This is a genomic window from Burkholderia anthina (assembly GCF_001547525.1).
GTDB lineage: Bacteria > Pseudomonadota > Gammaproteobacteria > Burkholderiales > Burkholderiaceae > Burkholderia > Burkholderia semiarida.
This window is the reverse complement of sequence record NZ_CM003768.1, coordinates 472,689-495,923: the sequence shown is the minus strand read 5'-3', so window position 1 is coordinate 495,923 and position 23,235 is coordinate 472,689. Positions and strand designations below refer to the sequence as shown.

The window sequence follows — 23,235 nt, the reverse complement described above, 5'->3', positions numbered from 1 at the left end:
GTGCGCGTGATCCTGTTCAGCAGCCGGCAGTACGACGACGATTCGTTTACCGCCGCCAACCGGCAGTTCGGCTATCGGCTGCACTTCCAGCCGTCGCACCTCGACGCGGAAACCGCGATCCTCGCGCACGGCTATGACGTCGTCTGCCCGTTCGTCAACGACACCGTCGACGCGGCCGTGCTCGAACGGCTCGCCGACGGCGGCACGCGGCTGATCGCGCTGCGCTCGGCAGGCTTCAACCATGTCGACCTGGCTGCCGCCGAACGGCTCGGCGTCACGGTCGTGCGCGTGCCCGCGTATTCGCCGCACGCGGTCGCCGAGCACGCGGTCGCGCTGATCCTCGCGCTCAACCGCCGCCTGCCGCGCGCCGTCGCCCGCACCCGCGAAGGCGACTTCTCGCTGAACGGCCTGCTCGGCTTCGACCTGCACGGCAAGACCGTCGGCGTGATCGGCACCGGCATCATCGGCAGCGTGTTCGCGAAGATCATGATGGGCTTCGGGATGCACGTGCTCGCCCACTCGGTGCCGCCGTACAACGACGAACTGATCGCGTTCGGCGCGCGCTACGTCGAGCTCGACGAGCTGCTGCATCGCGCCGACGTCGTCAGCCTGCATTGCCCGCTGCTGCCGTCGACCCACCACCTGATCAACGAACGGACGCTCGCGCGGATGAAGCATGGCGCGATGCTGATCAACACCGGGCGCGGCGGGCTCGTCGACGCGCAGGCGCTGGTCGACGCGCTCAAGAGCGGCCAGCTCGGCCATCTCGGGCTCGACGTGTACGAGGAGGAAAGCGGGCTCTTCTTCGAGGATCACTCCGACCTGCCGCTGCAGGACGACGTGCTCGCGCGCCTGCTGACGTTCCCGAACGTGATCGTCACGTCGCACCAGGCGTTCTTCACGCGCGAGGCGCTGGCCGAGATCGCGCACACGACGCTGCTGAACATCGAGGCGTGGCATGCGGGCGCGCCGCGGAACGTCGTGACGGCAAACCGCTGAGAAACCACGAAAAACGGCACGTTTGACGGCCGGCAGCGCATTCGCAATCGTTTGCTTGCGCCGGTTGCCGCACACCGCACTCGCCATCATCCACAATTCCGCGCATTGTTTCAGGTGACGTAACGATTCCCGCGCGCGCCGTCTGCTATCGTTGCGTCGACGTCATCCCTGCCTTTGCCGCTCATGCGTTTCGACGATTCCGACATCGCCGCCGTCTACCGCGCCATCTTCGAACGGCGCGACATGCGCCATTTCACGCCGGCGCCCGTCGATCCGGCCGTGCTCGCGCGCCTGCTGCGCGCGGCGCACCACGCACCGAGCGTCGGTTTCATGCAGCCGTGGCGCTTCATCCGCATCACCGATCCCGCATTGCGCACGTCGATCCACGCACTGGTCGAGGCCGAGCGCCGCGCGACCGCCGACGCGCTCGGCGAACGCCAGGACGAGTTCATGCGGCTGAAGGTCGAAGGCGTGCGCGAATGCGGCGAGCTGCTGGTCGTCGCGCTCGCCGACGGCCGCGAGCGCCACGTATTCGGCCGCCGCACGCTGCCGGAGATGGACCTGGCGTCCGCCGCGTGCGCGATCCAGAACATGTGGCTCGCGGCGCGCGCGGAAGGGCTCGGGATGGGCTGGGTGTCGTTGTTCGACGTCGATGCGCTGCGCACGCTGCTGCGGATGCCCGACGGCGCGAAGCCGATCGCCGTGTTGTGCGTCGGGCACGTCGATGCGTTCTATGCGAAGCCGATGCTGGAACAAGAACGCTGGGCCGCGCGGATGCCGATCGAAGCCTGCCTGTTCGAGAACGGCTGGGACAATCAGGCGGCGACCGACGGGGCCCGATCGGCTGCGTCGTCAATAGAGACTGAAATGAAAGAAACGTCGGCCACGATGCCCAATGGATCGTCCGAACCCATCGCCTGATCCAAGGTTCGGCAACCGCCATCGCCTCGCGACCGAATCGCCGAAAATCCCACAGTATGAACTTCCCGCTTGCCGCCCCGTCGCACGCCGGCAACACCCGTTTTGGCCCCAAACATAAGGGTTTTCACTGAAGTAGAATCGCGGCTGACGTTCGCCTCACCGACCGCCCGCCCGCGTCTCCCGCGCTTGGGCTCGAGCGGCCTCTTTTCCCGAGCCTACCGCGATGCCCCTGCCTCTTTTCGCCCTTGCCGTCGCCGCATTTGGAATCGGTACCACCGAATTCGTGATCATGGGCCTGCTGCCCAATGTCGCGCGCGATCTCGGCGTGTCGATCCCGGCCGCCGGGATGCTCGTGTCCGGCTACGCGCTCGGCGTGACGATCGGCGCGCCGATCCTCGCGATCGTCACCGCGAAGATGCCGCGCAAGCGCGCGCTGATGGGCCTGATCGGCCTGTTCATCGCCGGCAACCTGTTTTGCGCGATCGCGCCCGGCTATGCGGTGCTGATGGCCGCGCGCGTCGTCACCGCGTTCTGCCACGGTGCATTCTTCGGCATCGGCTCGGTGGTCGCGAGCAACCTCGTCGCGCCGAACCGCCGCGCGCAGGCGATCGCGCTGATGTTCACCGGCCTCACGCTGGCGAACGTGCTCGGCGTGCCGCTCGGCACCGCGCTCGGCCAGGCGTTCGGCTGGCGCGCGACGTTCTGGGCCGTCACCGGCATCGGCATCGCCGCGGCCGGCGCGCTCGCGGTGTGTCTGCCGAAGCACCTCGCGATGCCCGACACCAGCATCACGCGCGAATTCAGCGTGCTGAAGCATCCGCAGGTGCTGATGGTGCTCGGCATCAGCGTGCTCGCGTCCGCGAGCCTGTTCAGCGTGTTCACGTACATTACGCCGATCCTCGAGGACGTGACGGGCTTCTCGCCGCATCAGGTCACCTACGTGCTGCTGCTGTTCGGCCTCGGCCTGACGGTCGGCGGCACGCTCGGCGGCAAGCTCGCCGACTGGCGCCGGATGCCGTCGCTGATCGCGACGCTCGCGCTGATCGGCATCGTTCTCGCGCTGTTCGCGGGCACGATGCATCTGCCGTTCGCCGCGCTCGCGACGATTTTCGTGTGGGGCATCCTCGCGTTCGCGATCGTGCCGCCGCTGCAGATCATGATCGTCGATCGCGCGAGCGACGCACCGAACCTCGCGTCGACGCTGAACCAGGGCGCGTTCAACCTCGGCAACGCGACCGGCGCGTGGCTCGGCGGGATGGCGATCGGCTCGGGCGTATCGCTCGTGAACCTGCCGTGGGTCGGCGTCGCGATGGCCGTCGCGGCGCTCGCGCTCACGCTGTGGTCGGCGTCGCTCGAACGCCGCCCCGTGGTCGTGCCGACCGAGTACGTATGACGCAACCCTGCAGTAATCGTTGCGTGCGCAACGCCATTCAAACGTGACGGCCTTCATGGACCTTTGAAGGGCCGCGGTGTAGCATCCCGGCCGATGAAAGCCATTCTCAATCGCGATTTCCTCGCGCTGATCCTGAGCGTCGCGGTCGTCGGCCTCGGCACCGGCGCCACGCTGCCGCTCACCGCGCTCGCGCTGACCGAAGCCGGACACGGCACCAACGTCGTCGGCATGCTGACGGCCGCGCAGGCCCTCGGCGGCCTCGCGATCGTGCCGTTCGTCACCGCGCTCGCGCGGCGCATCGGTGCGCGCCGCGCGATCGTCGTGTCGGTCGTGCTGCTCGCGGCCGCCACCGCGCTGATGCAGTTCACGTCGAACCTGATCCTGTGGGGCGTGCTGCGCGTGCTGTGCGGCGCCGCGCTGATGCTGCTGTTCACGATCGGCGAAGCATGGGTCAACCAGCTCGCCGACGATTCGACACGCGGCCGCGTGGTCGCGATCTATGCAACCAATTTCACGCTGTTCCAGATGGCCGGCCCCGTGCTGGTCAGCCAGATCGCCGGCGCGACGCGCATTCGCTTCGCGCTGTGCGGCGCGCTGTTCCTGCTCGCGCTGCCGACGCTCGCGACGATCCGCCGCGCGCCGCTCGCCGGCGACGACGCGCATCACGAAGCGCACGGCCGCTGGCTCGACGTGCTGCCGCGCATGCCCGCGCTGATCATCGGCACCGGCTTCTTCGCGCTGTTCGACACGCTCGCGCTGTCGCTGCTGCCGCTCTACGCGATGGATCACGGCGTCGCGAGCGCGACCGCCGTGCTGCTCGCGTCGATCATGCTGTTCGGCGATACCGCGATGCAGTTCCCGATCGGCTGGCTCGCGGACAAGCTCGGCCGCGAACGCGTACACCTCGGCGCGGGCTGGATCGTGCTGGGCGGCCTGCCGCTGCTGCCGTTCGTCATCGCCAATCCGTGGCTGTGCTGGCCGCTGCTGTTCGTGCTCGGCGCGGCCGCCGGCAGCATCTATACGCTGTCGCTCGTCGCGTGCGGCGAACGTTTCCGCGGCGCCGCACTCGTCACCGCGAGCTCGCTCGTGTCGGCGTCGTGGAGCGCCGCGAGCTTCGGCGGGCCGCTGGTTGCCGGCGCGTTGATGGAGCAGTTGGGCAGCCATGCGCTGGTCGGCGTGCTGGTCGCCTGTGTCGCCGCGTTCGTCGCGGCCGCGTTGTGGGAACGACGCGCCGCGGTGCAACGCGCGATCTGATGCAGATTGGCGTTGGCGTTGGCGTTGGCGCGCGGCATCATGCACCGGTACGCATCGGCCCGCTCGCGCCCACTCTCCGGTAAACGGAAACGGCCCGCGCAATGCGGGCCGCCCTGTCCTTCCAGACTACGCGTGACCTGCGCGCGACGTTCCGTCGCCGCGATCCGTCACGCGCTCCGCGCCGGCAAGATCTTGCCCGCACACGTGCCGAAGCCGACGCGATAGCCGTCCCCCTGGCACCAGCCGGCGAGCGTCAGCTCGTCGCCGTCCTCGATGAACGTACGGCTGCCGCCGCCCGTCAGCGCGAGCGGCTCCTTGCCGTTCCACGTCAGTTCGAGCAGGCTGCCGAACGAATCCTTCGTCAGCCCGCTGATCGTGCCCGAGCCCATCAGGTCGCCCACGCGCGTGTTGCAGCCGGCAACGGTGTGATGCGCGAGCTGCTGCGCCATCGTCCAGTACATGTGCTTGAAGTTCGTCCGGCAGATCGACGTGGCCTCGGCCGCACCTTCGGCGCGCAGCGTCACTTCCAGCGCGATGTCGAACGCGTGCTTGCCCGCATGCCGCAGATACGCGAGCGGCTGCGGCGACTGCTCGGGCTGCGCGACGCGAAACGGTTCAAGCGCGTCGAGCGTGACGATCCACGGCGAGATCGTCGTCGCGAAGCCCTTCGAATTGAACGGGCCGAGCGGCACGTACTCCCACTGCTGGATATCGCGTGCGCTCCAGTCGTTCAGCAGCACCATCCCGAAGATATGCGCTTCCGCGTCCTCGCACGCGATCGGCTCGCCGAGCGCGTTGCCGCGGCCGACGATGAAGCCCGTCTCCAGTTCGATATCGAGCTTGCGGCACGCGCCGAACACCGGACGCTCCTGGTCGGGCAGCTTCAGCTGCCCGTTCGGGCGCCGCACCGGCGTGCCGCTCACGACCACCGACGATGCGCGGCCGTTGTAGCCGATCGGCATCTCCGACCAGTTCGGCAGCAGCGCATTCTTCGGATCGCGAAACATCGAGCCGACGTTGGTCGCGTGCTCCTTCGACGAATAGAAATCGGTGTAGCCGGGAATCTCGACCGGCAGATGCAGCGTCGCGTCGCGCTGCGGCACCAGCACCTTCGCGCGCAGCGCCGCATCGTCGCGCAGCCGTGCGTTGTCGCGCGAGAACAGGTCGGACAGTTGCACGCGCACGCTGCGCCATGCATCGCGGCCAAGCGCGATGAAATCGTTCAGCGTCGGCTGCTCGAACGCGCGATCGCGCATCTCGAAAAAATCCTCGGGGCTCGGCAGCGGCAACGTCAGCAGCCCGGCCCGCTTCAATTCGGCCAGGTCGACGATCTGGTCGCCAAGCGCGACGCCCGCGCGGCGCGCCGTCTGCTTCGCATCGCTGAAGATTCCGAACGGCAGGTTCTGGATCGGGAAATCGCAGGCGGGATCGTTCGCCGTGTCGACCCAGCTCTTGCGAGCCGGATCGAGCGTCGCGCGCCAGTCTTGGGTATCGCTCACTTTTGCTCCGGATTGAAGTGTTTCTTGATGCCTTGCCAGCATTCGAAGTAATCGGCCTGCAGCTGCGCGGTATCGAGCGCGTAGCGCGTCGGCCGGATCAGCGTGCGGGTTTCGAACATGAACGCCATCGTCGCGTCGACCTTGTGCGGCTTCGTCGTGTCGCTCGCGGACGCCTTCTCGAACGTGTCCGCGTCGGGCCCGTGGCCCGACATGCAGTTGTGCAGGCTCGCGCCGCCCGGCACGAAGCCTTCGGCCTTCGCGTCGTACGCGCCGTGCACGAGCCCCATGAACTCGCTCGCGACGTTGCGGTGGAACCACGGCGGGCGGAACGTATCCTCGGCCGCGAGCCAGCGCGGCGGGAAGATCACGAAGTCGATCGTGTCGACGCCCGGCGTGTCGCTCTGCGCCTGCAGCACGAGGAAGATCGACGGATCGGGATGGTCGAAGCTGATCGAGCCGATCGTGTTGAACAGGCGCAGGTCGTATTTGTACGGCGCGTAGTTGCCGTGCCACGCGACGACGTCGAGCGGCGAATGGCCGATGTCCGCGCGCCACAGGCGTCCGTTCAGTTTCGCGATCAGCTCGAACGCGCCTTCGCGATCCTCGTACGCGGCCTGCGGCGTCAGGAAGTCGCGCGGGTTCGCGAGCCCGTTCGAGCCGATCGGGCCGAGATCCGGCAGCCGCAGCAGCGCGCCGAAGTTCTCGCAGATGTAGCCGCGCGCGTCGCCGTCCGGCAGCGCGACCGAAAAACGCACGCCGCGCGGGATCACCGCGATCTCGAACGGCTCGACGTCGAGCCGGCCCAATTCCGTCGCGATGAACAGGCGCCCCTGCTGCGGCACGATCAGCAGTTCACCGTCCGCGCTGTAGAAGAAGCGGTCCTGCATCGACCGGTTCGCCGCATACAGATGGATCGCGCAGCCGTTCATCGCGGCGGCCGAACCGTTGCCGGCCATCGTCACGAGGCCGTCGACGAAATCGGTCGGCTCGACCGGCATCGGCAGCGGATCCCAGCGCAACTGGTTCGGCGGCGTCGGCGGCACGTCGGCCGAATCGCCGAACTCCGACACGAGCCGCTGCGCGCCCGCATACGGCTCGAACGGCCGGTGCACGGCGGCGGGGCGAATCCGGTACAGCCACGAGCGGCGGTTGTGGCCGCGCGGTGCGGTAAACGCGGTGCCCGACAACTGCTCCGCGTACAGCCCGTACGGCGCACGCTGGGGCGAGTTGCGGCCGTGCGGCAGCGCGCCGGGCAGCGCCTCGGTCGCGAACTCGTTCGCGAAACCGCTCAGGTAGCCGGCGCTCGCCGGTTTCGACAGGTCAAGCGTCATCGTTTCCTTTCTCCATCAATTCAAGGCGGCGTTCGGCGCCTGCGCGCCGCCGCGCCGCGTCACACCGGCCAAGCCCAGCACGAACAGCGCCGAGCAGAGCACGGGCACCGCGGCCGCGTGAAACAGCGCGCCGTTGGTCCAGTTCAGCGCAATCAGTTGCCCGCCGACGAGCGGCCCGAGCACCGAGCCGATCCGGCCGATGCCGAGGCTCCAGCCGATGCCCGTCGAGCGCAGCGACGTCGGGTAATACTGGCCCGCGAGCGCGTTCACGGCCGGCTGTCCGCCGACCACGCAGAACCCGCCCGCGAACACGACGACCAGCAGCCACGGCAGCGCATGCGCGACCGAGCCGATCAGCCCCACCGACACGGCCGCGCACGCGAAACACGCGAACAGCACGCGCACGAAGCCGTAACGCTCGATGAACCAGCCGAGCGACAGCGTGCCGATCACGCCGCCCGTCTGCAGCACCGTGCCGACGATCACCGCCGTGCCCGGCGAATAACCGGCGTCGCGCATCACGGTCGGCAGCCAGTTCGACAGGAAGTACAGGTCGATCAGGTTCATGAAGCTGATCGCCCACAGCAGCAGCGTGACGGGCAGGCGGCCATGGCGGAACAGCTCGGCGACCGGCGCGCCGCTCGCCGCGCGTTCGCGCACGACGAGCCGCGTGTTCGCATCGATGCCGGCGGCCGGCGCGAAGCGCGCGAGCCAGTCGCGCGCCTGCGCGACGCGCCCTTTCAGCACCAGGAACTGCAGCGACTCCGGCAGCCGCGCGACCATCGCGATCGTCAGCACGAGCGGCACCGCGCCGCCGACGAAGAACACCGAGCGCCAGCCGAGCGCCGGAATCAGCGCCGCGCTGATGAATCCGCCGAGCGCCGCGCCGAGCGTGAAACCGCACGACACGATCATCATCCGCTTCACGCGATGCGCGGCCGGGCTGAATTCGCCGACCAGCGCCATCGCGTTCGGCATGATGCAGCCGAGGCCGAGGCCCGTGACGAAGCGCAGCGCCATCAGCACGGGGATCGAACTCGCGAACGGCGTCGCGAGCATCGTCACCGAGAAGAACAGCGTCGAGCCGATCAGCACCGGACGCCGGCCGATCCGGTCGGCCAACACCGACAGCCCGAGCGCGCCGAGCAGCATCCCGAACAGGCTCGCGCTGAACACCGGCCCGAGCGCCTGCTTCGGCACGCCCCATTCGGCGATCACGCTCGGCGCGACGTAGCCCATCGCCTGCGCATCGAAACCGTCAATCACGAGGCACAGCCCGCACAGCGCGAGCAGCATCCAGTGAAAACCCGGGCGATGGGTCTCGTCGATCACGCGCTCGACTTCGAGCACGCGCGTATCGGCCGGCGCCGCGCTCATTGCGCCACCTCGGCGGACGGATGCACGGGCGGCGTCACGCCCTGGCGCGCGAGCGCCATCGCTTCGCGCAGCACGTCGGCGTCGCCGACCTGGTTCGCGAGCAGCAGGATCAGCTTCGCGTTGACGAGCTGGCTGTCGGCGTCCGACAGGTCGCGATGCATGTCGATCAGCGCTTCGTAGAACGCGTCGGGGTCGGCCAGGCGCGGGCGGGTATCGAGTGAGGGCATGACGGTGTCTCCGGTGTCTTTATCGTAGTCAGCGTGCGCAGGTCGCGCGCGCCAGTGCGTCGGCGATCGCTTGACGGTCGAGCGTGCGCGTGCGTGCGCACACGTGCTGGTCGGGACGCAGCAGGTAGAACGTGCCGGGCTGCGCGTCGTAGCGCTGCGCGGCGAGCCCGTCGACGTCCTCCACGACGTCGACGCCGGCTGCCGGCCGCGCGTGCCCGGCCGGCACGACGAGCACCGGCCGCACCGTCGGCGCGAGACCACTGACGGCCTGCGCGAGCGCGGCCGCGTCGCCCGGCAATCCGAACAGCACGCCGGTGAAGCCGCCGCACAGATGCCGCAGCAGCCAGCCGGACGCGCCGTGCGCACGCACCGGCGCATCGGCCGCCGCCGCGCCCGGCCGCATCGCGCATGCGAATGCGTCGCCGCCGCGGTCCGGCGTGTTCAGCGGCGAATCGGCCAGCACGGCCGGCACCGACAGGCGCCCGCTGTTCACCAGCCTGCGCGCGAATTCGCAGTCGCGCGCGAGCTTCAGCGTCGCATCGCGGAACACGCGCGACACCGCGCTCTTCGGCGTGATGAAATCGGTCGAGCGCGTCGAGTTGCGGATGTTCTCGTCGGCCGCGAACTCGCGCTCGCTCGCATAGGTGTCGAGCAGACGGTCGTGCGCGTGGCCGTCCAGCACCAGCTTCAGCTTCCACGCGAGGTTGTCCGCATCCTGCACGCCGCTGTTCGCGCCACGCGCGCCGAACGGCGACACGCCGTGCGCCGAATCGCCGGCGAACAGCACGCGGCCGTGACGGAACGTGTCCATCCGCTGGCAGCGGAACGTATAGACGCTCACCCACTCGAGCTCGAACTCGACGTCCGGCCCGAGCAGTGCGCGCACGCGCGGGATCACGCGCTCCGGCTGCTTCTCGGCGACGGGATCGGCATCCCAGCCGAGCTGGAAGTCGATGCGCCACACGTTGTCGGGCTGGCGGTGCAGCAGCACCGACTGGTTGCGATGAAACGGCGGATCGAACCAGAACCAGCGCTCGGTCGGAAACTCCGCCCTCATCTTCACGTCGGCGATCAGGAAGCGATCCTTGAACGTGCGGCCCCGGCTCTCCAGGCCCATCATCGTGCGCATCGGGCTGCGCGAGCCGTCGGCCGCGATCACGTACTGCGCGTGCAGCGTCGCGACGCCGTCCGGCGTCTCGATCGTCAGCACCGCGTGTTCGGCCGACTGCGCGACGCCCGTCACCTTGTGCTTCCAGCGGATGTCGATGTTCGGCAGCTCGAACGCGCGATCGGCCAGATAGCCTTCGACGTAGTACTGCTGCAGGTTGATGAACGCGGGGCGCGCGTGCCCTTCCTCGGGCAGCAGGTCGAACGCGTACAGTTGCTCGTCCTGCAGGAACACCTTGCCGACGTGCCAGCTCACGCCCTTGTCGACGAAGCGCTCGCCGCAGCCGAGCCGGTCGAAGATCTCGAGCGTGCGCTTCGCGAAGCAGATCGCGCGCGAGCCGGTCGACAGCGTGTCGTCGTCGTCGAGCAGCACGACCGGCACGCCCTGCTGCGCGAGGTCGATCGCGGCCGCGAGGCCCACCGGCCCCGCGCCGACGACGATCACCGGGTGGACGGCCGCGTCGTGCGCGCGGGCGCGGTACTCGAACTTCAGCGTCTGGTAATCGATGCTCATGGTCGCCATCCGCTCCTCAATCCCGCCGGGCGCACCGCCGCGCCCGGCATCGCGTCCGTCTCCTGCCGGCGCGCGTGCCCGCCTGTCCTGTCAACCGCCACGTCTCGCTCCTTGCTTCCTGTTGATTCGTGAACGGCGCCGTTTCGCGGCGCCTGCCTGCCGCATTTCTTGATCGGCGACAAATCTTTGGATTTACGAATAGTAAAACCAATTACGAATAGTGAAATCAACGTAAACCCTAGTCGTTCGCTCGGGGACGGGATAACCATATGAGCGAAACGCCGAGCCGAGCGCGGCGCGCGCTGCTAATATCAAGACAACGAGGCGGCCCTTTCGGCCGCCATTTTTCCTTTTCACGCCGATGATTCCGCCTACCATCCCCGAGCTGGTCGCCCGTGCCGGGCAACTGCCGTATCTGCGGGAGCACCTCGCGCTTGCCGAAGGCGGCACCGCGTGCGCGAATCTGCCCGAGCGCACGCTCGCCAGTGCGTACGAGCCGATCTACGACGTGACGATGCCCGGCGCGCCGCAATCGACGTCGTTCGCCGACGCGATCGAGCGCTACGGCGACGAGCTCGGCTTCCAGGCCGTCACGCTGGTCACGGGCGCGCAGCACGATCCGGTCGACGCGGCCGTCGACGACCAGACGCTCGTCGCGATCGACCGCCTGTCGCGCGCGCTGCACGCGATCAATTTCTTCGGTGCGCAGCGTCACGGGCTGCTGTTCCTGCGCGTGCACGAGCGGCTGCTCAAGAGCGTGAAGTACGACCACGGCAAGCATTTCTCGTCGGTGCTGCAGCGCTTCGGGCTGCCGCCCGAGCGGATCGTGATCGAGCTGCCGGCGGTCGCGGTCGCCCACAAGACGTTCCTCGGCTACCTGACGCGCAGCTACCAGCATCACGGCTTCAAGGTCGCGGACAAGCTGCCCGACCCGGGCCGCATCCTCGCGGTCGAATCGGACATGGCGCGCCCCGACTACATCAAGATGGATGCGGGCATCGCGCTGCGCGACGGGATGGTCAAGGCGCTCGTCGCCTATGCGCAGCGCGTGCGGATTCCGCTGATTTTCGACGGTGTGGTCGACGAGACGCAGTGCGAGCTGCTTCGCCAGCACGACGTGCGGTTCATGCAGGGGCCGGTGTTCGCGAAGGTCGTGACGGCCTGAGCGGCGCGGCGGACGGTGCGCGCCGCGCGCGGGCGTGGCACGCTGAATGACGGCGTGTCGTGCCGCTTCGGGAATCGGGTTTCAGGTTTCAGGTTTCAGGTTTCAGGTTTCAGGTTTCAGGTTTCAGGTTTCAGCACGCGGCATCGCTCGACGCCGGCCGGTTTCCTGTTCGTTACGCGCAAAGGTCGAACCTGCTTGCGCGCGAGATCCACACCGGCGCGTCGGCGTAAACCAACCGCCTATTCTTATTCTCTTCCACCGTCGTCGTACTTCGGCAGATCGTCGTCGATCTCGATGCCCGGGAAACGATTTCCGTACCAGACATGCCACGCCGGACGCAGCCGCGACGGCTCGTCGAGCGTCGCGTAATTGATCTCGACCGTCCGCGGCTCCACGGAGCGCCGGTATTCGAGCTGCGCGCCGCAGCGGCCGCAGAAACGCCGCTCGCCCCACGCGCTCGATGCATAGACGCTCGGTTCGCCCTGCAGGTATTCGAATGCGTCGATCGGCACCGATGCCGATGCGACGACCGCCGCGCCGGTCGTACGCTGGCAGAGCCGACAGTGGCAGAAGCCGGCATCGGCCGGCAGGCCGGCGATCCGGTAGCGAATCGCGCCGCATGCGCATCCGCCTTCCATCGTTTCGGGGTGCGGCATCGCGAACCTCGTGATCGTCAGGACACAGGCGAACGATGATGAGCGCAGTTCGCCCGTCGCACAATACGCAACCGGGCCGCGCCGCGCCCTCCGCTTCCGCACCCGCGACCAACGAACCGATGGCCGCGCGACGGCGACCTCCGCGTGCGCCCGTTGCTCAGACCGTCTGCCCGAGCCGTTGCGCGAGCGCCTTCAGCTTCGGCCCGACTTGCGTGCGGAACACGTCTTCGTCCATCGACGATGCGGGGCCGCTGCAGCTCAGGATCAGCCAGCGCCCCTCGCGCGGCTCGCGAAACGGCACGGCCGCCGCGTTCACGTCCGTGTGCCACGCGCGGAACGAATAGCAGCAACCGCTCGCCGAGAACTCGGCCACCGCGTGCTGCGCGGCGGCGACGAGCGCATCGGCATCGGCCGCGCCGCCGGCCGCGCGGTGCAGCTCGGCATAGAGCGCGCCGCGCACGTCCTCCGGCTGCACGGCCAGGTACGCGCGCCCCATCGAGCTCGTCAGCATCGACAGCCGCGAACCGGGCGCGAGCCCGAGCGTCAGCGCGGTCTCGCTGCGGATCGTCTCCAGATAGATCATGTCGAGCCCGTCGCGGCAGCCGAGCGACACGGCCGCGCCAATCTCGCGCGCGAGCGCCTGCATGTGCGGCCGCGCGAGATCGATCGTCCCCGAGCCCGACAGCAACGCGTAGCCGAGCGACAGCACGCCGGCGTCCAGCGCATACTTGCCGAGCGTCTCGTCGTAGCGCAGATAGCCGAGCACGGTCAGCGTATAGGCGAGCCGGTTCACCGTCGCCTTCGGCAGCCCCGTGCGTTCCGCGAAATCGCGATTGCCCAGCATCGTCTCGCCGGGCCGGAAGGCGCGCAGCAGGTCGAGCCCGCGCGCGAGCGCGACGACGAACTTGCGCTCGTCGATCGTGGTGTCGTCGATGGTTGAAAGCGTCATCCGGTGCTACACTGAGTTCAATTTGCAAAACATTGTTCCGCATAGCGGAACCATAGTCAAGCGAACTTTGGCATGGGGCCGGCTCGAAGACCGGACCAACAGGAGATGAGACGATGAGTGCTGCAACTTTTCATTGGGACGATCCGCTGCTGCTCGACCAGCAACTGACCGAGGACGAGCGGATGGTGCGCGACGCCGCGCAGGCCTACGCACAGGACAAGCTCGCGCCGCGCGTCACCGAAGCGTTCCGCCACGAACGCACCGACGCGGCCATCTTTCGCGAGATGGGCGAACTCGGCCTGCTCGGCCCGACGATTCCGGAGGAGTATGGCGGCCCCGGCCTCAACTACGTGAGCTACGGGCTGATCGCGCGCGAAGTCGAGCGCGTCGATTCGGGCTACCGGTCGATGATGTCCGTGCAGTCGTCGCTCGTGATGGTGCCGATCTTCGAATTCGGCTCCGACGCGCAGAAGCAGAAATACCTGCCGAAGCTGGCGACCGGCGAATGGATCGGCTGCTTCGGGCTGACCGAGCCGAACCACGGCTCCGACCCGGGCAGCATGGTCACGCGCGCGAAGAAGGTGCCGGGCGGCTACGCGCTGTCCGGCGCGAAGATGTGGATCACCAACTCGCCGATCGCCGACGTGTTCGTCGTGTGGGCGAAACTGGAAGAAAACGGCAAGGACGCGATCCGCGGCTTCATCCTCGAGAAGGGCTGGAAGGGCCTGTCGGCGCCGGCGATCCACGGCAAGGTCGGGCTGCGCGCGTCGATCACCGGCGAGATCGTCCTCGACGAGGTGTTCGTGCCCGAAGAGAACCTGATGCCGAACGTGAGCGGCCTGCGCGGCCCGTTCACCTGCCTGAACTCGGCGCGCTACGGGATCGCGTGGGGCGCGCTCGGCGCCGCCGAGTCGTGCTGGCACACCGCACGCCAGTACGTGCTCGACCGCCAGCAGTTCGGCCGGCCGCTCGCCGCGAACCAGTTGATCCAGAAGAAGCTCGCCGACATGCAGACCGAAATCACGCTCGGCCTGCAAGGCGTGCTGCGCCTCGGCCGGATGAAGGACGAAGGCACGGCCGCCGTCGAGATCACGTCGATCATGAAGCGCAACTCGTGCGGCAAGGCGCTCGACATCGCGCGGCTCGCGCGCGACATGCTCGGCGGCAACGGCATCTCCGACGAATTCGGCGTCGCGCGCCATCTCGTGAACCTCGAAGTGGTGAACACGTACGAAGGCACGCACGACATCCACGCGCTGATCCTCGGCCGTGCGCAGACGGGCATCCAGGCGTTCTTCTGATGATTCGGCCATGACGCACGCGGCGGCGGCGATGCCGCGCCTGCGAGCGCCGCCACGTAAAAGGCCCGCCCGGCATCGCTGCCGGACGGGCCTTTGTCATCGTAGCCGCGGGCAGGGGCTGCGTCGATGCTTACTTGTTCGGCTGCGGCGTCAGGCGCAGATACGGACGCACCGCGTTGAAGCCCTTCGGGAAGCGCTTCTTCAGTTCTTCCGGATCCTGCAGCGACGGCACGATCACGACGTCGTCGCCGTCCTTCCAGTTGCCGGGCGTCGCGACCTTGTAATTGTCGGTCAACTGCAGCGAATCGATCACGCGCAGCACTTCGTCGAAATTGCGCCCCGTGCTGGCCGGATAGGTGATCGTGAGCCGCACCTTCTTGTTCGGGTCGATCACGAACAGCGACCGCACCGTCAGCGTTTCGTTCGCGTTCGGATGAATCATGTCGTACAGCTGCGACACCTTGCGGTCCGCGTCGGCGATGATCGGGAAGCCCACGACCGTCGACTGTGTCTCGTTGATGTCGTTGATCCAGCCCTTGTGCGATTCGACGCCGTCGACCGACAGCGCGATCACCTTCACGTTGCGTTTCTCGAATTCGCCCTTCAGCTTCGAGGTCAGCCCGAGTTCGGTCGTGCACACCGGCGTGTAGTCGGCCGGGTGCGAGAACAGGACACCCCAGCTGTTGCCGAGCCACTCGTGAAACTTGATGGTGCCCAGGCTCGATTCCTGCTCGAAATCCGGTGCGATGTCGCCAAGACGCAGACTCATGATGTTCCCTCCTCGAACGATGCTGGTTGAAACCGCGCGCCGGACAGCGCGGGGCAGTCCATCAGCTTACGGGAAGCAATGGGCCGTGCGAACGATTATTCCGTTTGATATTCATACTTTTTTGTCATTTTTGCCCGGCGTCGTGGGAGAACGGACGGCAGCGGGGAAACTTTTCAATCCGTTTGCCGCTCTGTTCATCATTACAAGTCGTTTACCATGCAGTCTTGCGCTGCCGCCGTGCGTCTTCCCGGCTCGCCAGCAGGCACGGGTTTCGCTACGATGTGAACCTGCAGCATGACAGCACGAAGGGAGTTGCAATGTCGGAAATCAACAAGGAGAAACTGATGTCGGATATCAAAACCGTTCTCTCGGACGCCGAAGACCTGCTCAAGCAAGCTGCGAGCAGCACGGGCGACCGTGCGGCCGAGCTGCGCGAGAAAGCCATGTCGCGCCTGAAGCAGGCCAAGGAAAAGGCAGCCGACGTCCAGGTCGTGGTGGTCGAGAAAGGCAAGAAGGCCGCGCGCGCGACCGACGACTACGTGCACGAGCATCCGTGGACGTCGATCGGCGTGGCTGCCGGCGTTGGCGTGCTGATCGGCCTGCTGATCAACCGCAAGTAACGCGCTTTGCGCCGTTTCGTCCCGCGGGCCGCATGATGACGCGGCGCGCGGGCGTCGAAGCCGGCCGGCCTGCGCCGGCGGCTTTGTCCTAGCTGCTCACTGTACGCGCAAGCACCGCATCCATGACGACAGACACCCCCTCGCAGCCATCCGGTCAAGGACCGCTGCGCCGCCTCGTCGGCTCGGCCATCGGCCTCCTGCAAACGCGCCTCGAACTGGTGGGCATCGAGCTTGCCGAGGAGAAGGAGCGCCTGATGGGCGTGCTGTTCCTCGGCCTCGCCGCGATGATGCTCGCGACGATGGCACTCATCAGCCTGACCGTGCTGATCGCGATCGCGTTCTGGGATACCTACCGCTGGCAGTCGCTCGCCGCGATCACCGCGCTGTATGCCGTTGGCGGCATCGTATGCGGGCTGAAGGCGCGCTCGGGCCTGCGGGGCGCGCCAACCGTGTTCGAGGCGACGCTCGCCGAACTCGAGAAAGACCGCGACCTGTTCCGCGGCAAGCCGTGAACGCCCTCGCGCTCATCCCTTCCACCTACTTCGCCGACGCGCCATGAGCCAGAACATCACGGGCAATCCATCCCGCTCCCATTCGTCGCGATCGAACTGGAGCGCGTCGCAGCACCGCGCGCTGCGCAAGGAACTGCTGATCCTGCGATCCGAAGTCGAGCGGCTCGAACTCGCGGAAGCCGCCGCCGAAATGCGCCAGGCCGTCACGCGCTTCAGTTGGCTCAAGGTGTTCATCCCCGGGCTGTCGACCGGCAAGTTCGGCCAGTCGGCCAGGAACCTGAACGCAAGCCTCGGCCATCTCGTCAACCAGTATCCGATGCTGAGTTCGCTCGCATCGCTCGTGCTGGCGAAACCCGTTCGCTCGCTGCTGCGCGCAAGTGCGGGCCCCGCGTTGAAGTGGGGCACGCTCGGCTTCGCCGCATGGGAGGTCTACCGGATCTGGAAGCAGTCCCGCGACGAGCGCGGGCTCGACGCACGCGACGACTGACCGCGGGCCTCCCGCGCGCACGGCCATGCGCCGCCGCGCGCGTTCGTTGCGCGCGTTCGTTGCGAACTCAGCGCACGCCCCAGCAGGCAGCGCCTGGTTCGTCGGCGCCCCCGCTTCCCGCATTGCCTTTCGTCCCGTCCGAGCGCAGCGTGAACGTGCCGCATGCATCGTCGCGCATCGGCCCCGTGTCGAGCGGCGTCGCTGCCAGTTCATAGCTCACCGGCGACTCGTCGCCGTCCGGCCGCCCGAGCGTCAATCGATACACGGCCTGCCCGTCCGGCGGCGCCTGCGCGAGCGCGTCCGGCAATGCCGCAGGCGGTGCACCGTCGAGCGTTTCGAGATACTGGGCCGCACGGTACAGCGCGGACACCGCCGACACGCGGTGAACCCGCACGACATGCTCGCGATACGACGGGATACCCCACCCGGCCAGCACCGCGACGATCGCGAGCACGATCATCAGTTCGATCAGCGTGAACCCCGCCGCTCGAATCATGAACAGGCGGCCGTTCATCGAAGCACCGCCGCGACACGACGCCAGCGCAGCACGACGATATGGCCGTCCCGTATCGCAACCTGCTGCTGCAACCATACGGCACTCGACGCGTGCGCGCCGACACCGCGCGCGGTCACAAGATAAGCGCGATCGCGTGCCTGCCCCGCCGGACGCCGCCACGCCTCGATCAGGCATCGCGGCGGCTGCTCGGCCATCGGCCATTCGGCGAATGGCGCGAACGCTTCGGCAGCCGCCAGCGGCGGCATGCGTCGCCACGCGTCGGGCTCCGCATGCGATTCGCTTTCGTACACATACGGCGCCGAGCCGCGCAGCAATCGCGCGGTACACTCGGCAAGCGCGGCATCGGCCGCGTGGAACGCGATCAGCCGATCGGACAACGCGCGCGTGCGGCGCGACTCCGTCAGCGCGGCGTCGAACCATGTGCCGGTCAGTGCCGCGACCGCTGCGCCGACGGCGATCACCGCGGGCAACGCAAGGCCCGCATCGCGCCGCCACGCACGGCGACCGGGCCGGAAACGCATGTGCGGCTCGCGCGGGGTCGCCGCTGGAACGCGAGCACGTACGGCGTGCTGCCGATCGCCGCCGCTCGCGACGCTGCGCTCGTGCGCGTGGCCAGCCTCGCCGCGTCGCGAGATGCCATCCCGCATGTATCGCGATGCTCCGCTCATCGCACCACCTCGCTTGCTCGAATCGCATCATGCGACGCAGCGTCGGCGGCGAGCGCGACGTTGCGCAACGCGACGATGCGATCGAGCGTCAAACGGGCGCGGCCGTCCGATGGCACGGCAACGCGGCCGTCGCAGTCGACCTGGCGCGCCGGTTCGCGCATCGGCTCGCCGCGCGCCCTGACGCAGACATGCACGGCCACGACCTCGCGCCAGTCGTCGGCACGCATCGCATCGGCGTCGACGAACCGCATGGCGCCGCGACGCAAATAACGGATGCGCAACTGGTCGATCCCCGCCACGACGGGCTGCGGCGTGCCCGGACGGCCGCTTCCTTCGCAATACAGTTCGGGCTCGCCCGTCGACGGGCTGACATGCGCATCGAAGCGATTCTCCATCGGCGCCGGCTCGCCCGGCTCGCCGACACCCTGCCCGAGGCAATCCGACGCCTGGCCGCTCACCGTCGTCCACGTGGATACGGCATCGCCGACATACCGGACCAGCAACGCGTCCGACGCCGAACGCGCGGGCTCGCAGCGCACCTGTGCGCCGCTACCGCGCACGCGTGCCGTCGAACAGCCGAACACCGGCGGCAACGGCAATGCCGCTTCGGCATCGAGCGGCCGGAAACCCGCCATCTGGATCTGCTGACCGATCAGCATCAGCGCGGCCGCCGCCGCGTCGCGCATCCTGAACCCGTCTTCCGCGCGACGCTGCGCAATGCGCTGCGCGTGGTACAGCGCACCGGCCGCCGCGAGCACGAGTAGCCCAACGGTCATCGCAATCAGCACTTCGAGCAGCGTATGGCCACACGTACGGCGATCAGCGCTCATCGCGCGCCCTCTCCCGAAACGGTATCCGGACACACGATCGCGGCTGCGCTGACGACGCCCCTGCCGCATCGCAGCGCGGCGACGCGCCCCCGTTGCCGCCCCGCCAGCCGACGACCGCGTAGCGGACGCCGCCCGGCCCGCCGTCGAGCGCCATCGCGCCACCGGGCAACGACGTCGCCGCCGACGCCGCGAGGCCGTCGTCGACCGCCGCGGCGGCATGCAGACGCTCGATACGTGCATCGGCCAGCCACAGCGCGCGCTCGCGCCAGATCGTCGCGCGCTGCGCACGCGCCATCGCGAGCTGGCTGCCGGCGACCGCCAACATCACGGTGGCGAGCAGCGCGATGGCCAGCGTCGCCTCGAGCAACGACGTACCGCGCATGGCATGGCGCATGGCGATCATGCCGCGTCGCAGCGACCGGCGACCATCCGCGCGCGGCCGCCGGCCGCGATGCGCACGCAACGCGATGCGCGCGCGTCGTCGGCATCGGACACGCCGCGCCTCGGACGCAACTCGAAACGCCGGATCCCGCCGATCGACTGGCCGGCCGGCGGCGCAAACGCGAGCTCATGTGCCGCGCCCACGACGGCCACTTCCGCATCGCGCGGATAGCGTCGCAGCACACGCGAGTGCCCGTCGACCTGCCCGCTGACGATCCAGTCGCACGACCATTCGGCCGGATCGCACCGCTCTCCGGCACGCAGGCAGGCGCCGTCGCGCCCGGCGCGGCACAGCGTGACGCGCGCGCCGAGGCGCGTTGCCTCGGTACGCGCAAACGACAGCGCACCGAGCAGCGCGCGCGAGCGGGCATCCACGCGTTCACGCATGCGCCACTGGTCGAACGTGGGCACCGCATAGAGCGCGAGCCCCGCCGCCAGCGACAGGGCGACCATCAGCTCGACGAGCGTGAATCCGCCCAATCGTTGCACCACATTCTTCAAGGATTGAGCGCCCGGTTCCATCGCAATCGTCCTCCGCCACGGTGATGCGACGACTGTAGCGGCGCGTGCGGACGCACGCCATTGGCCGAACGGCCGACTGGCGACATGCGATCGCGACCGACACAATCGGCGCGAATCGAACCAACGGAGCAGACGATGAACGAACGCAGCGCGTCAGCGCTTACGCGGGGTCTTGGCGGGAGAGGCGCGACGGAACTCTTCGATCACGTCGGCAAATTCGGAGACATCCTCGAACTGGCGATACACCGATGCGAAGCGCACATAGGCAATCGTATCGAGGCCGCGCAACTCGTTCATCACGAGCTCGCCCAGCTTCTCGCTACGCACTTCACGCTCGCCAGTCGCGAGCAGTTGATATTCGATGCGGGCGACCGCCGCATCGATCGCGTCGGCGGCAACCGGCCGCTTGCGCAGCGCGAGTTGCATGCTGGCGACGATCTTGCGACGGTCGAATTCCGTGCGGCTGCCGTCCTTCTTCACGACGAACGGCAGCGACAACTCGACCCGCTCGTACGTCGTGAAGCGCTTGTCGCAAGCCGAGCAGCGGCGGCGCCGCCGAATCGCGGCGCCATCTTCGGACACGCGCGAGTCGACGACCTGCGTGTCGTCATGCCGGCAGAACGGGCAGCGCATCGACGATCAGCGATAGACCGGGAAACGCTTGGTCAGCTCGGCGACCTGCGCGCGCACGCGCTCGATCGTCGCCGCATCTTCCGGGTTCTCCAGCACGTCGGCGATCAGGTTGCCAACTTGCTCGGCTTCCGCCGGCCCGAAGCCGCGCGTCGTCATCGCCGGCGAGCCGAGACGGATGCCGCTCGTCACGAACGGCTTTTCCGGGTCGTTCGGGATCGCGTTCTTGTTCACCGTGATGTGCGCCGCGCCGAGTGCCGCTTCCGCTGCCTTGCCGGTGATGTTCTTCGCACGCAGGTCCACCAGCATCACGTGGCTTTCCGTGCGGCCCGACACGATCCGCAGCCCGCGCTTGACCAGCGTTTCGGCCAGCACGCGCGCGTTCTCGACCACTTTCTGCTGATATGCCTTGAACTCCGGCGACAGCGCTTCCTTGAACGCCACGGCCTTCGCCGCGATCACGTGCATCAGCGGGCCGCCCTGGATACCCGGGAAGATCGCCGAGTTGATCGGCTTCTCGTACTCGGCCTTCATCAGGATCACGCCGCCGCGCGGGCCGCGCAGGCTCTTGTGCGTCGTCGTCGTCACGAAATCCGCGTGCGGCACCGGGTTCGGGTACACGCCCGCCGCGATCAGGCCCGCGTAGTGGGCCATGTCGACCATCAGGTACGCGCCGACCGACTTCGCGATCTTCGCCAGACGCTCGAAATCGATCTTCAGCGCGAACGCCGACGCACCCGCGACGATCAGCTTCGGCTTGTGTTCGTTCGCCAGCTTCTCGGCCGCGTCGTAGTCGATGTCTTCGTTTTCGTTCAGGCCGTAGCTCACCACGTTGAACCACTTGCCCGACATGTTCACCGGCGAGCCGTGCGTCAGGTGGCCGCCATGCGCGAGGCTCATGCCCATGATCGTGTCGCCCGGCTTGAGCATCGCGAAGAACACGCCCTGGTTCGCCTGCGAACCCGAGTTAGGCTGGACGTTCGCGGCTTCCGCGCCGAACAGCTGCTTCACGCGGTCGATCGCCAGCTGCTCGACCACGTCGACGTACTCGCAACCGCCGTAGTAGCGCTTGCCCGGGTACCCTTCCGCGTACTTGTTCGTGAGCTGCGAGCCCTGCGCGGCCATCACGGCCGGGCTCGTGTAGTTTTCCGACGCGATCAGCTCGATGTGATCTTCCTGGCGGCGGTTTTCCTGCTCGATCGCTGCGAAGATTTCGGGATCGACGTTCGCGATGGTGCTTTGGGCTCTGTCAAACATACGGTTTCCGTTAAGTGTGTACAGGTTGACCGGAGTGGCCGAGTACGGTGCGCTGCTGGCGAGACCAGCTCGACGTGGCGGAAGAATCCGTATGACGCGAGGCAGGACAGCCACCGGCGATGCACGCGACGGCGCACAACGGCTGCCCAGGCGAACGGCAAAAACGGCGCCCCGCGCTTCACGGTGGGATGCTCCACCTTGAACCCGAAGGGTTCTATCGCCAGTCACGCAGGGGTGATGAGCGCATTAGTGTATTGGATGCGTCATGAATAGGCAACCGCGCGGCAGGGCGCCCGAATCAATTGGGGCCGGACTCTACGCGCCCGTGCCGACACGCTTTGCCGCCTTGCCGCGGTGCGGCATTCTCAGTAGGCTTGCGGGATTCCACCCGCTATTCCGTTACCGACCAGGAGCAGCAATGATCGTGTTCGTCACAGGCGCGTCCGCCGGCTTCGGCGCCGCCATCTCCCGTGCCTTCGTCAAGGGCGGCCATCGCGTCGTCGCGACCGCACGCCGCAAGGACCGTCTCGACGCGCTCGCCGCCGAACTCGGCGACGCCCTGCTGCCGCTCGAGCTCGACGTGCGCGACCGCGCGGCCGTCGAGGCCGTGCCGGCCGCCCTCCCCGCCGAATTCGCGGCGCTCGACGTACTCGTCAACAATGCCGGCCTCGCACTCGGTGTCGAGCCGGCCCAGAAGGCGAGCCTCGACGAGTGGCAGACCATGATCGACACGAATTGCTCGGGCCTCGTGACCGTCACGCACGCATTGCTGCCCGGCATGATCGCGCGCGGTCGCGGCCATATCTTCAACCTGGGCTCGGTGGCCGGCACCTATCCGTATCCGGGCGGGAACGTGTACGGCGCGACCAAGGCCTTCGTCAGACAATTCAGCCTGAACCTGCGCACCGACCTGATCGGCACGCCGTTGCGCGTCACCGACATCGAACCGGGCCTGTGCGGCGGCACGGAGTTCTCGAACGTCCGCTTCCGCGGCGACGATGCAAAGGCGGCGAACGTCTACCAGAACGTCCAGCCGCTCACCGCCGAGGACATCGCCGACACGATCTACTGGATTGCGACGCGCCCCGCGCACGTCAACATCAACACGATCGAAATGATGCCGGTCGCGCAAGCCCCGGCCGGCCTCACGGTCCATCGCGGCTGACACGTCGCCCGCAGCCGCGGGCCCGCCTCCGGCCGGCCCGCGGTGTGCCATGACGGTGTGCCAC

At 67.9% G+C, this 23,235-nt stretch carries 25 protein-coding genes and 1 riboswitch; of the genes, 10 read left to right on the top strand and 15 right to left on the bottom strand.

Annotated features, from left to right (window positions below):
- From WS64_RS02335 to WS64_RS02320, 4 genes are all read left to right on the top strand, one after another.
- On the top strand, positions 1 to 999 hold the full coding sequence (locus tag WS64_RS02335) for a 2-hydroxyacid dehydrogenase (RefSeq protein ID WP_059574239.1): 999 nt from the start codon (positions 1 to 3) through the stop codon (positions 997 to 999).
- A 183-nt stretch (positions 1,000 to 1,182) separates the two neighbouring features.
- Positions 1,183 to 1,920, top strand: coding sequence for a 5,6-dimethylbenzimidazole synthase (gene bluB / locus WS64_RS02330; protein ID WP_060965627.1), 738 nt, complete (start codon positions 1,183 to 1,185; stop codon positions 1,918 to 1,920).
- Between the two features lie 223 nt (positions 1,921 to 2,143).
- Complete coding sequence (locus tag WS64_RS02325) at positions 2,144 to 3,313, top strand: MFS transporter (RefSeq protein WP_060965626.1); 1,170 nt, start codon at positions 2,144 to 2,146, stop codon at positions 3,311 to 3,313.
- A 93-nt stretch (positions 3,314 to 3,406) separates the two neighbouring features.
- On the top strand, positions 3,407 to 4,567 hold the full coding sequence (locus tag WS64_RS02320; protein WP_060965625.1) for an MFS transporter: 1,161 nt from the start codon (positions 3,407 to 3,409) through the stop codon (positions 4,565 to 4,567).
- A 167-nt stretch (positions 4,568 to 4,734) separates the two neighbouring features.
- Here WS64_RS02320 and fahA read toward each other — a convergent pair whose 3' ends face one another.
- From fahA to WS64_RS02295, 5 genes are read right to left on the bottom strand one after another with little or no spacing between them, the layout of a single operon-like run.
- A complete protein-coding gene (gene fahA / locus WS64_RS02315) occupies positions 4,735 to 6,066 on the bottom strand; it encodes a fumarylacetoacetase (RefSeq protein ID WP_060965624.1) in 1,332 nt (443 codons plus the stop codon).
- Entirely contained in the window at positions 6,063 to 7,397 is a 1,335-nt protein-coding gene (gene hmgA / locus WS64_RS02310; protein ID WP_059642069.1) for a homogentisate 1,2-dioxygenase, read from the bottom strand. Before hmgA ends, fahA begins: the two co-directional genes overlap by 4 nt.
- Before the next feature lie 15 nt (positions 7,398 to 7,412).
- Positions 7,413 to 8,774, bottom strand: a complete 1,362-nt coding sequence (locus tag WS64_RS02305) for an MFS transporter (RefSeq protein ID WP_060965623.1) — start codon at positions 8,772 to 8,774, stop codon at positions 7,413 to 7,415.
- Positions 8,771 to 9,001 carry a DUF2783 domain-containing protein gene (locus WS64_RS02300; RefSeq protein WP_060965622.1) on the bottom strand — a complete coding sequence of 77 codons (231 nt, stop codon included), beginning with the start codon at positions 8,999 to 9,001 and terminating at the stop codon, positions 8,771 to 8,773. The genes WS64_RS02305 and WS64_RS02300 overlap by 4 nt, the downstream gene beginning before the upstream one ends.
- A gap of 28 nt (positions 9,002 to 9,029) precedes the next feature.
- A complete protein-coding gene (locus WS64_RS02295) occupies positions 9,030 to 10,691 on the bottom strand; it encodes an FAD-dependent oxidoreductase (RefSeq protein WP_060965621.1) in 1,662 nt (553 codons plus the stop codon).
- Between the two features lie 352 nt (positions 10,692 to 11,043).
- Here WS64_RS02295 and WS64_RS02290 point away from each other — a divergent pair, with 352 nt between their 5' ends.
- On the top strand, positions 11,044 to 11,847 hold the full coding sequence (locus WS64_RS02290; RefSeq protein WP_059574247.1) for an EAL domain-containing protein: 804 nt from the start codon (positions 11,044 to 11,046) through the stop codon (positions 11,845 to 11,847).
- A 245-nt stretch (positions 11,848 to 12,092) separates the two neighbouring features.
- Here WS64_RS02290 and WS64_RS02285 read toward each other — a convergent pair whose 3' ends face one another.
- Positions 12,093 to 12,503, bottom strand: coding sequence for a GFA family protein (locus WS64_RS02285; protein WP_060965620.1), 411 nt, complete (start codon positions 12,501 to 12,503; stop codon positions 12,093 to 12,095).
- Between the two features lie 157 nt (positions 12,504 to 12,660).
- Positions 12,661 to 13,452 carry an IclR family transcriptional regulator gene (locus WS64_RS02280; protein ID WP_060965619.1) on the bottom strand — a complete coding sequence of 264 codons (792 nt, stop codon included), beginning with the start codon at positions 13,450 to 13,452 and terminating at the stop codon, positions 12,661 to 12,663.
- Between the two features lie 113 nt (positions 13,453 to 13,565).
- Here WS64_RS02280 and WS64_RS02275 point away from each other — a divergent pair, with 113 nt between their 5' ends.
- The gene (locus tag WS64_RS02275; protein WP_059574250.1) at positions 13,566 to 14,753 is read left to right on the top strand and encodes an acyl-CoA dehydrogenase; all 1,188 of its coding nucleotides are present in this window, start codon (positions 13,566 to 13,568) and stop codon (positions 14,751 to 14,753) included.
- A gap of 130 nt (positions 14,754 to 14,883) precedes the next feature.
- On the opposite strand, the gene WS64_RS02270 is transcribed toward WS64_RS02275, so the two are convergent.
- Positions 14,884 to 15,522, bottom strand: coding sequence for a peroxiredoxin (locus tag WS64_RS02270; protein WP_006476788.1), 639 nt, complete (start codon positions 15,520 to 15,522; stop codon positions 14,884 to 14,886).
- 317 nt (positions 15,523 to 15,839) lie between these two features.
- Between WS64_RS02270 and WS64_RS02265 the strand changes: the two genes are divergently transcribed.
- From WS64_RS02265 to WS64_RS02255, 3 genes are all read left to right on the top strand, one after another.
- The gene (locus WS64_RS02265; protein ID WP_006494044.1) at positions 15,840 to 16,142 is read left to right on the top strand and encodes an ElaB/YgaM/YqjD family protein; all 303 of its coding nucleotides are present in this window, start codon (positions 15,840 to 15,842) and stop codon (positions 16,140 to 16,142) included.
- Between the two features lie 122 nt (positions 16,143 to 16,264).
- A complete protein-coding gene (locus tag WS64_RS02260; RefSeq protein WP_059574251.1) occupies positions 16,265 to 16,654 on the top strand; it encodes a phage holin family protein in 390 nt (129 codons plus the stop codon).
- A gap of 43 nt (positions 16,655 to 16,697) precedes the next feature.
- A complete protein-coding gene (locus WS64_RS02255; RefSeq protein ID WP_059574252.1) occupies positions 16,698 to 17,141 on the top strand; it encodes a DUF3318 domain-containing protein in 444 nt (147 codons plus the stop codon).
- Positions 17,142 to 17,208: 67 nt separating this feature from the next.
- Here the strand turns inward: WS64_RS02255 and WS64_RS02250 are convergent, their stop codons facing one another.
- The 7 genes from WS64_RS02250 to glyA all read right to left on the bottom strand — a co-directional run bounded on the left by WS64_RS02250 (position 17,209) and on the right by glyA (position 22,006).
- Positions 17,209 to 17,655, bottom strand: coding sequence for a type IV pilin protein (locus WS64_RS02250; protein ID WP_059642088.1), 447 nt, complete (start codon positions 17,653 to 17,655; stop codon positions 17,209 to 17,211).
- Entirely contained in the window at positions 17,652 to 18,179 is a 528-nt protein-coding gene (locus WS64_RS02245; protein WP_208606842.1) for a hypothetical protein, read from the bottom strand. Before WS64_RS02245 ends, WS64_RS02250 begins: the two co-directional genes overlap by 4 nt.
- Positions 18,180 to 18,322: 143 nt before the next feature.
- On the bottom strand, positions 18,323 to 19,156 hold the full coding sequence (locus tag WS64_RS02240) for a type IV pilus assembly protein (RefSeq protein ID WP_060965618.1): 834 nt from the start codon (positions 19,154 to 19,156) through the stop codon (positions 18,323 to 18,325).
- Entirely contained in the window at positions 19,146 to 19,559 is a 414-nt protein-coding gene (locus tag WS64_RS02235) for a type IV pilus modification PilV family protein (RefSeq protein ID WP_060965617.1), read from the bottom strand. The genes WS64_RS02240 and WS64_RS02235 overlap by 11 nt, the downstream gene beginning before the upstream one ends.
- Positions 19,556 to 20,119 carry a GspH/FimT family pseudopilin gene (locus WS64_RS02230; protein ID WP_060965616.1) on the bottom strand — a complete coding sequence of 188 codons (564 nt, stop codon included), beginning with the start codon at positions 20,117 to 20,119 and terminating at the stop codon, positions 19,556 to 19,558. Before WS64_RS02230 ends, WS64_RS02235 begins: the two co-directional genes overlap by 4 nt.
- 153 nt (positions 20,120 to 20,272) lie before the next feature.
- Entirely contained in the window at positions 20,273 to 20,752 is a 480-nt protein-coding gene (nrdR, locus tag WS64_RS02225) for a transcriptional regulator NrdR (protein ID WP_050011738.1), read from the bottom strand.
- 6 nt (positions 20,753 to 20,758) lie between these two features.
- A complete protein-coding gene (glyA, locus tag WS64_RS02220) occupies positions 20,759 to 22,006 on the bottom strand; it encodes a serine hydroxymethyltransferase (RefSeq protein WP_059574256.1) in 1,248 nt (415 codons plus the stop codon).
- A gap of 137 nt (positions 22,007 to 22,143) precedes the next feature.
- A riboswitch (ZMP/ZTP riboswitch) is annotated at positions 22,144 to 22,244 on the bottom strand.
- 180 nt (positions 22,245 to 22,424) lie between these two features.
- Here glyA and WS64_RS02215 point away from each other — a divergent pair.
- Positions 22,425 to 23,171 carry an SDR family NAD(P)-dependent oxidoreductase gene (locus tag WS64_RS02215; RefSeq protein WP_059574257.1) on the top strand — a complete coding sequence of 249 codons (747 nt, stop codon included), beginning with the start codon at positions 22,425 to 22,427 and terminating at the stop codon, positions 23,169 to 23,171.
- Positions 23,172 to 23,235: the final 64 nt, after the last annotated feature.

Excerpts from the sequence above, each read along its gene's own strand:
- WS64_RS02215 (WP_059574257.1), top strand. The coding sequence starts at position 22,425 with ATGATCGTGTTCGTCACAGGCGCGTCCGCCGGCTTCGGCGCCGCCATC.
- WS64_RS02270 (WP_006476788.1), bottom strand. The coding sequence starts at position 15,522 with ATGAGTCTGCGTCTTGGCGACATCGCACCGGATTTCGAGCAGGAATCG.
- WS64_RS02285 (WP_060965620.1), bottom strand. The coding sequence starts at position 12,503 with ATGCCGCACCCCGAAACGATGGAAGGCGGATGCGCATGCGGCGCGATT.
- WS64_RS02275 (WP_059574250.1), top strand. The coding sequence starts at position 13,566 with ATGAGTGCTGCAACTTTTCATTGGGACGATCCGCTGCTGCTCGACCAG.
- hmgA (WP_059642069.1), bottom strand. The coding sequence starts at position 7,397 with ATGACGCTTGACCTGTCGAAACCGGCGAGCGCCGGCTACCTGAGCGGT.
- nrdR (WP_050011738.1), bottom strand. The coding sequence starts at position 20,752 with ATGCGCTGCCCGTTCTGCCGGCATGACGACACGCAGGTCGTCGACTCG.
- WS64_RS02295 (WP_060965621.1), bottom strand. The coding sequence starts at position 10,691 with ATGGCGACCATGAGCATCGATTACCAGACGCTGAAGTTCGAGTACCGC.
- WS64_RS02265 (WP_006494044.1), top strand. The coding sequence starts at position 15,840 with ATGTCGGAAATCAACAAGGAGAAACTGATGTCGGATATCAAAACCGTT.
- WS64_RS02235 (WP_060965617.1), bottom strand. The coding sequence starts at position 19,559 with ATGATCGCCATGCGCCATGCCATGCGCGGTACGTCGTTGCTCGAGGCG.
- bluB (WP_060965627.1), top strand. The coding sequence starts at position 1,183 with ATGCGTTTCGACGATTCCGACATCGCCGCCGTCTACCGCGCCATCTTC.
- WS64_RS02300 (WP_060965622.1), bottom strand. The coding sequence starts at position 9,001 with ATGCCCTCACTCGATACCCGCCCGCGCCTGGCCGACCCCGACGCGTTC.
- WS64_RS02325 (WP_060965626.1), top strand. The coding sequence starts at position 2,144 with ATGCCCCTGCCTCTTTTCGCCCTTGCCGTCGCCGCATTTGGAATCGGT.
- WS64_RS02230 (WP_060965616.1), bottom strand. The coding sequence starts at position 20,119 with ATGGAACCGGGCGCTCAATCCTTGAAGAATGTGGTGCAACGATTGGGC.
- WS64_RS02320 (WP_060965625.1), top strand. The coding sequence starts at position 3,407 with ATGAAAGCCATTCTCAATCGCGATTTCCTCGCGCTGATCCTGAGCGTC.
- WS64_RS02255 (WP_059574252.1), top strand. The coding sequence starts at position 16,698 with ATGAGCCAGAACATCACGGGCAATCCATCCCGCTCCCATTCGTCGCGA.
- WS64_RS02240 (WP_060965618.1), bottom strand. The coding sequence starts at position 19,156 with ATGAGCGCTGATCGCCGTACGTGTGGCCATACGCTGCTCGAAGTGCTG.
- WS64_RS02245 (WP_208606842.1), bottom strand. The coding sequence starts at position 18,179 with ATGCGTTTCCGGCCCGGTCGCCGTGCGTGGCGGCGCGATGCGGGCCTT.
- WS64_RS02250 (WP_059642088.1), bottom strand. The coding sequence starts at position 17,655 with ATGAACGGCCGCCTGTTCATGATTCGAGCGGCGGGGTTCACGCTGATC.
- WS64_RS02260 (WP_059574251.1), top strand. The coding sequence starts at position 16,265 with ATGACGACAGACACCCCCTCGCAGCCATCCGGTCAAGGACCGCTGCGC.
- WS64_RS02305 (WP_060965623.1), bottom strand. The coding sequence starts at position 8,774 with ATGAGCGCGGCGCCGGCCGATACGCGCGTGCTCGAAGTCGAGCGCGTG.
- WS64_RS02280 (WP_060965619.1), bottom strand. The coding sequence starts at position 13,452 with ATGACGCTTTCAACCATCGACGACACCACGATCGACGAGCGCAAGTTC.
- WS64_RS02290 (WP_059574247.1), top strand. The coding sequence starts at position 11,044 with ATGATTCCGCCTACCATCCCCGAGCTGGTCGCCCGTGCCGGGCAACTG.
- glyA (WP_059574256.1), bottom strand. The coding sequence starts at position 22,006 with ATGTTTGACAGAGCCCAAAGCACCATCGCGAACGTCGATCCCGAAATC.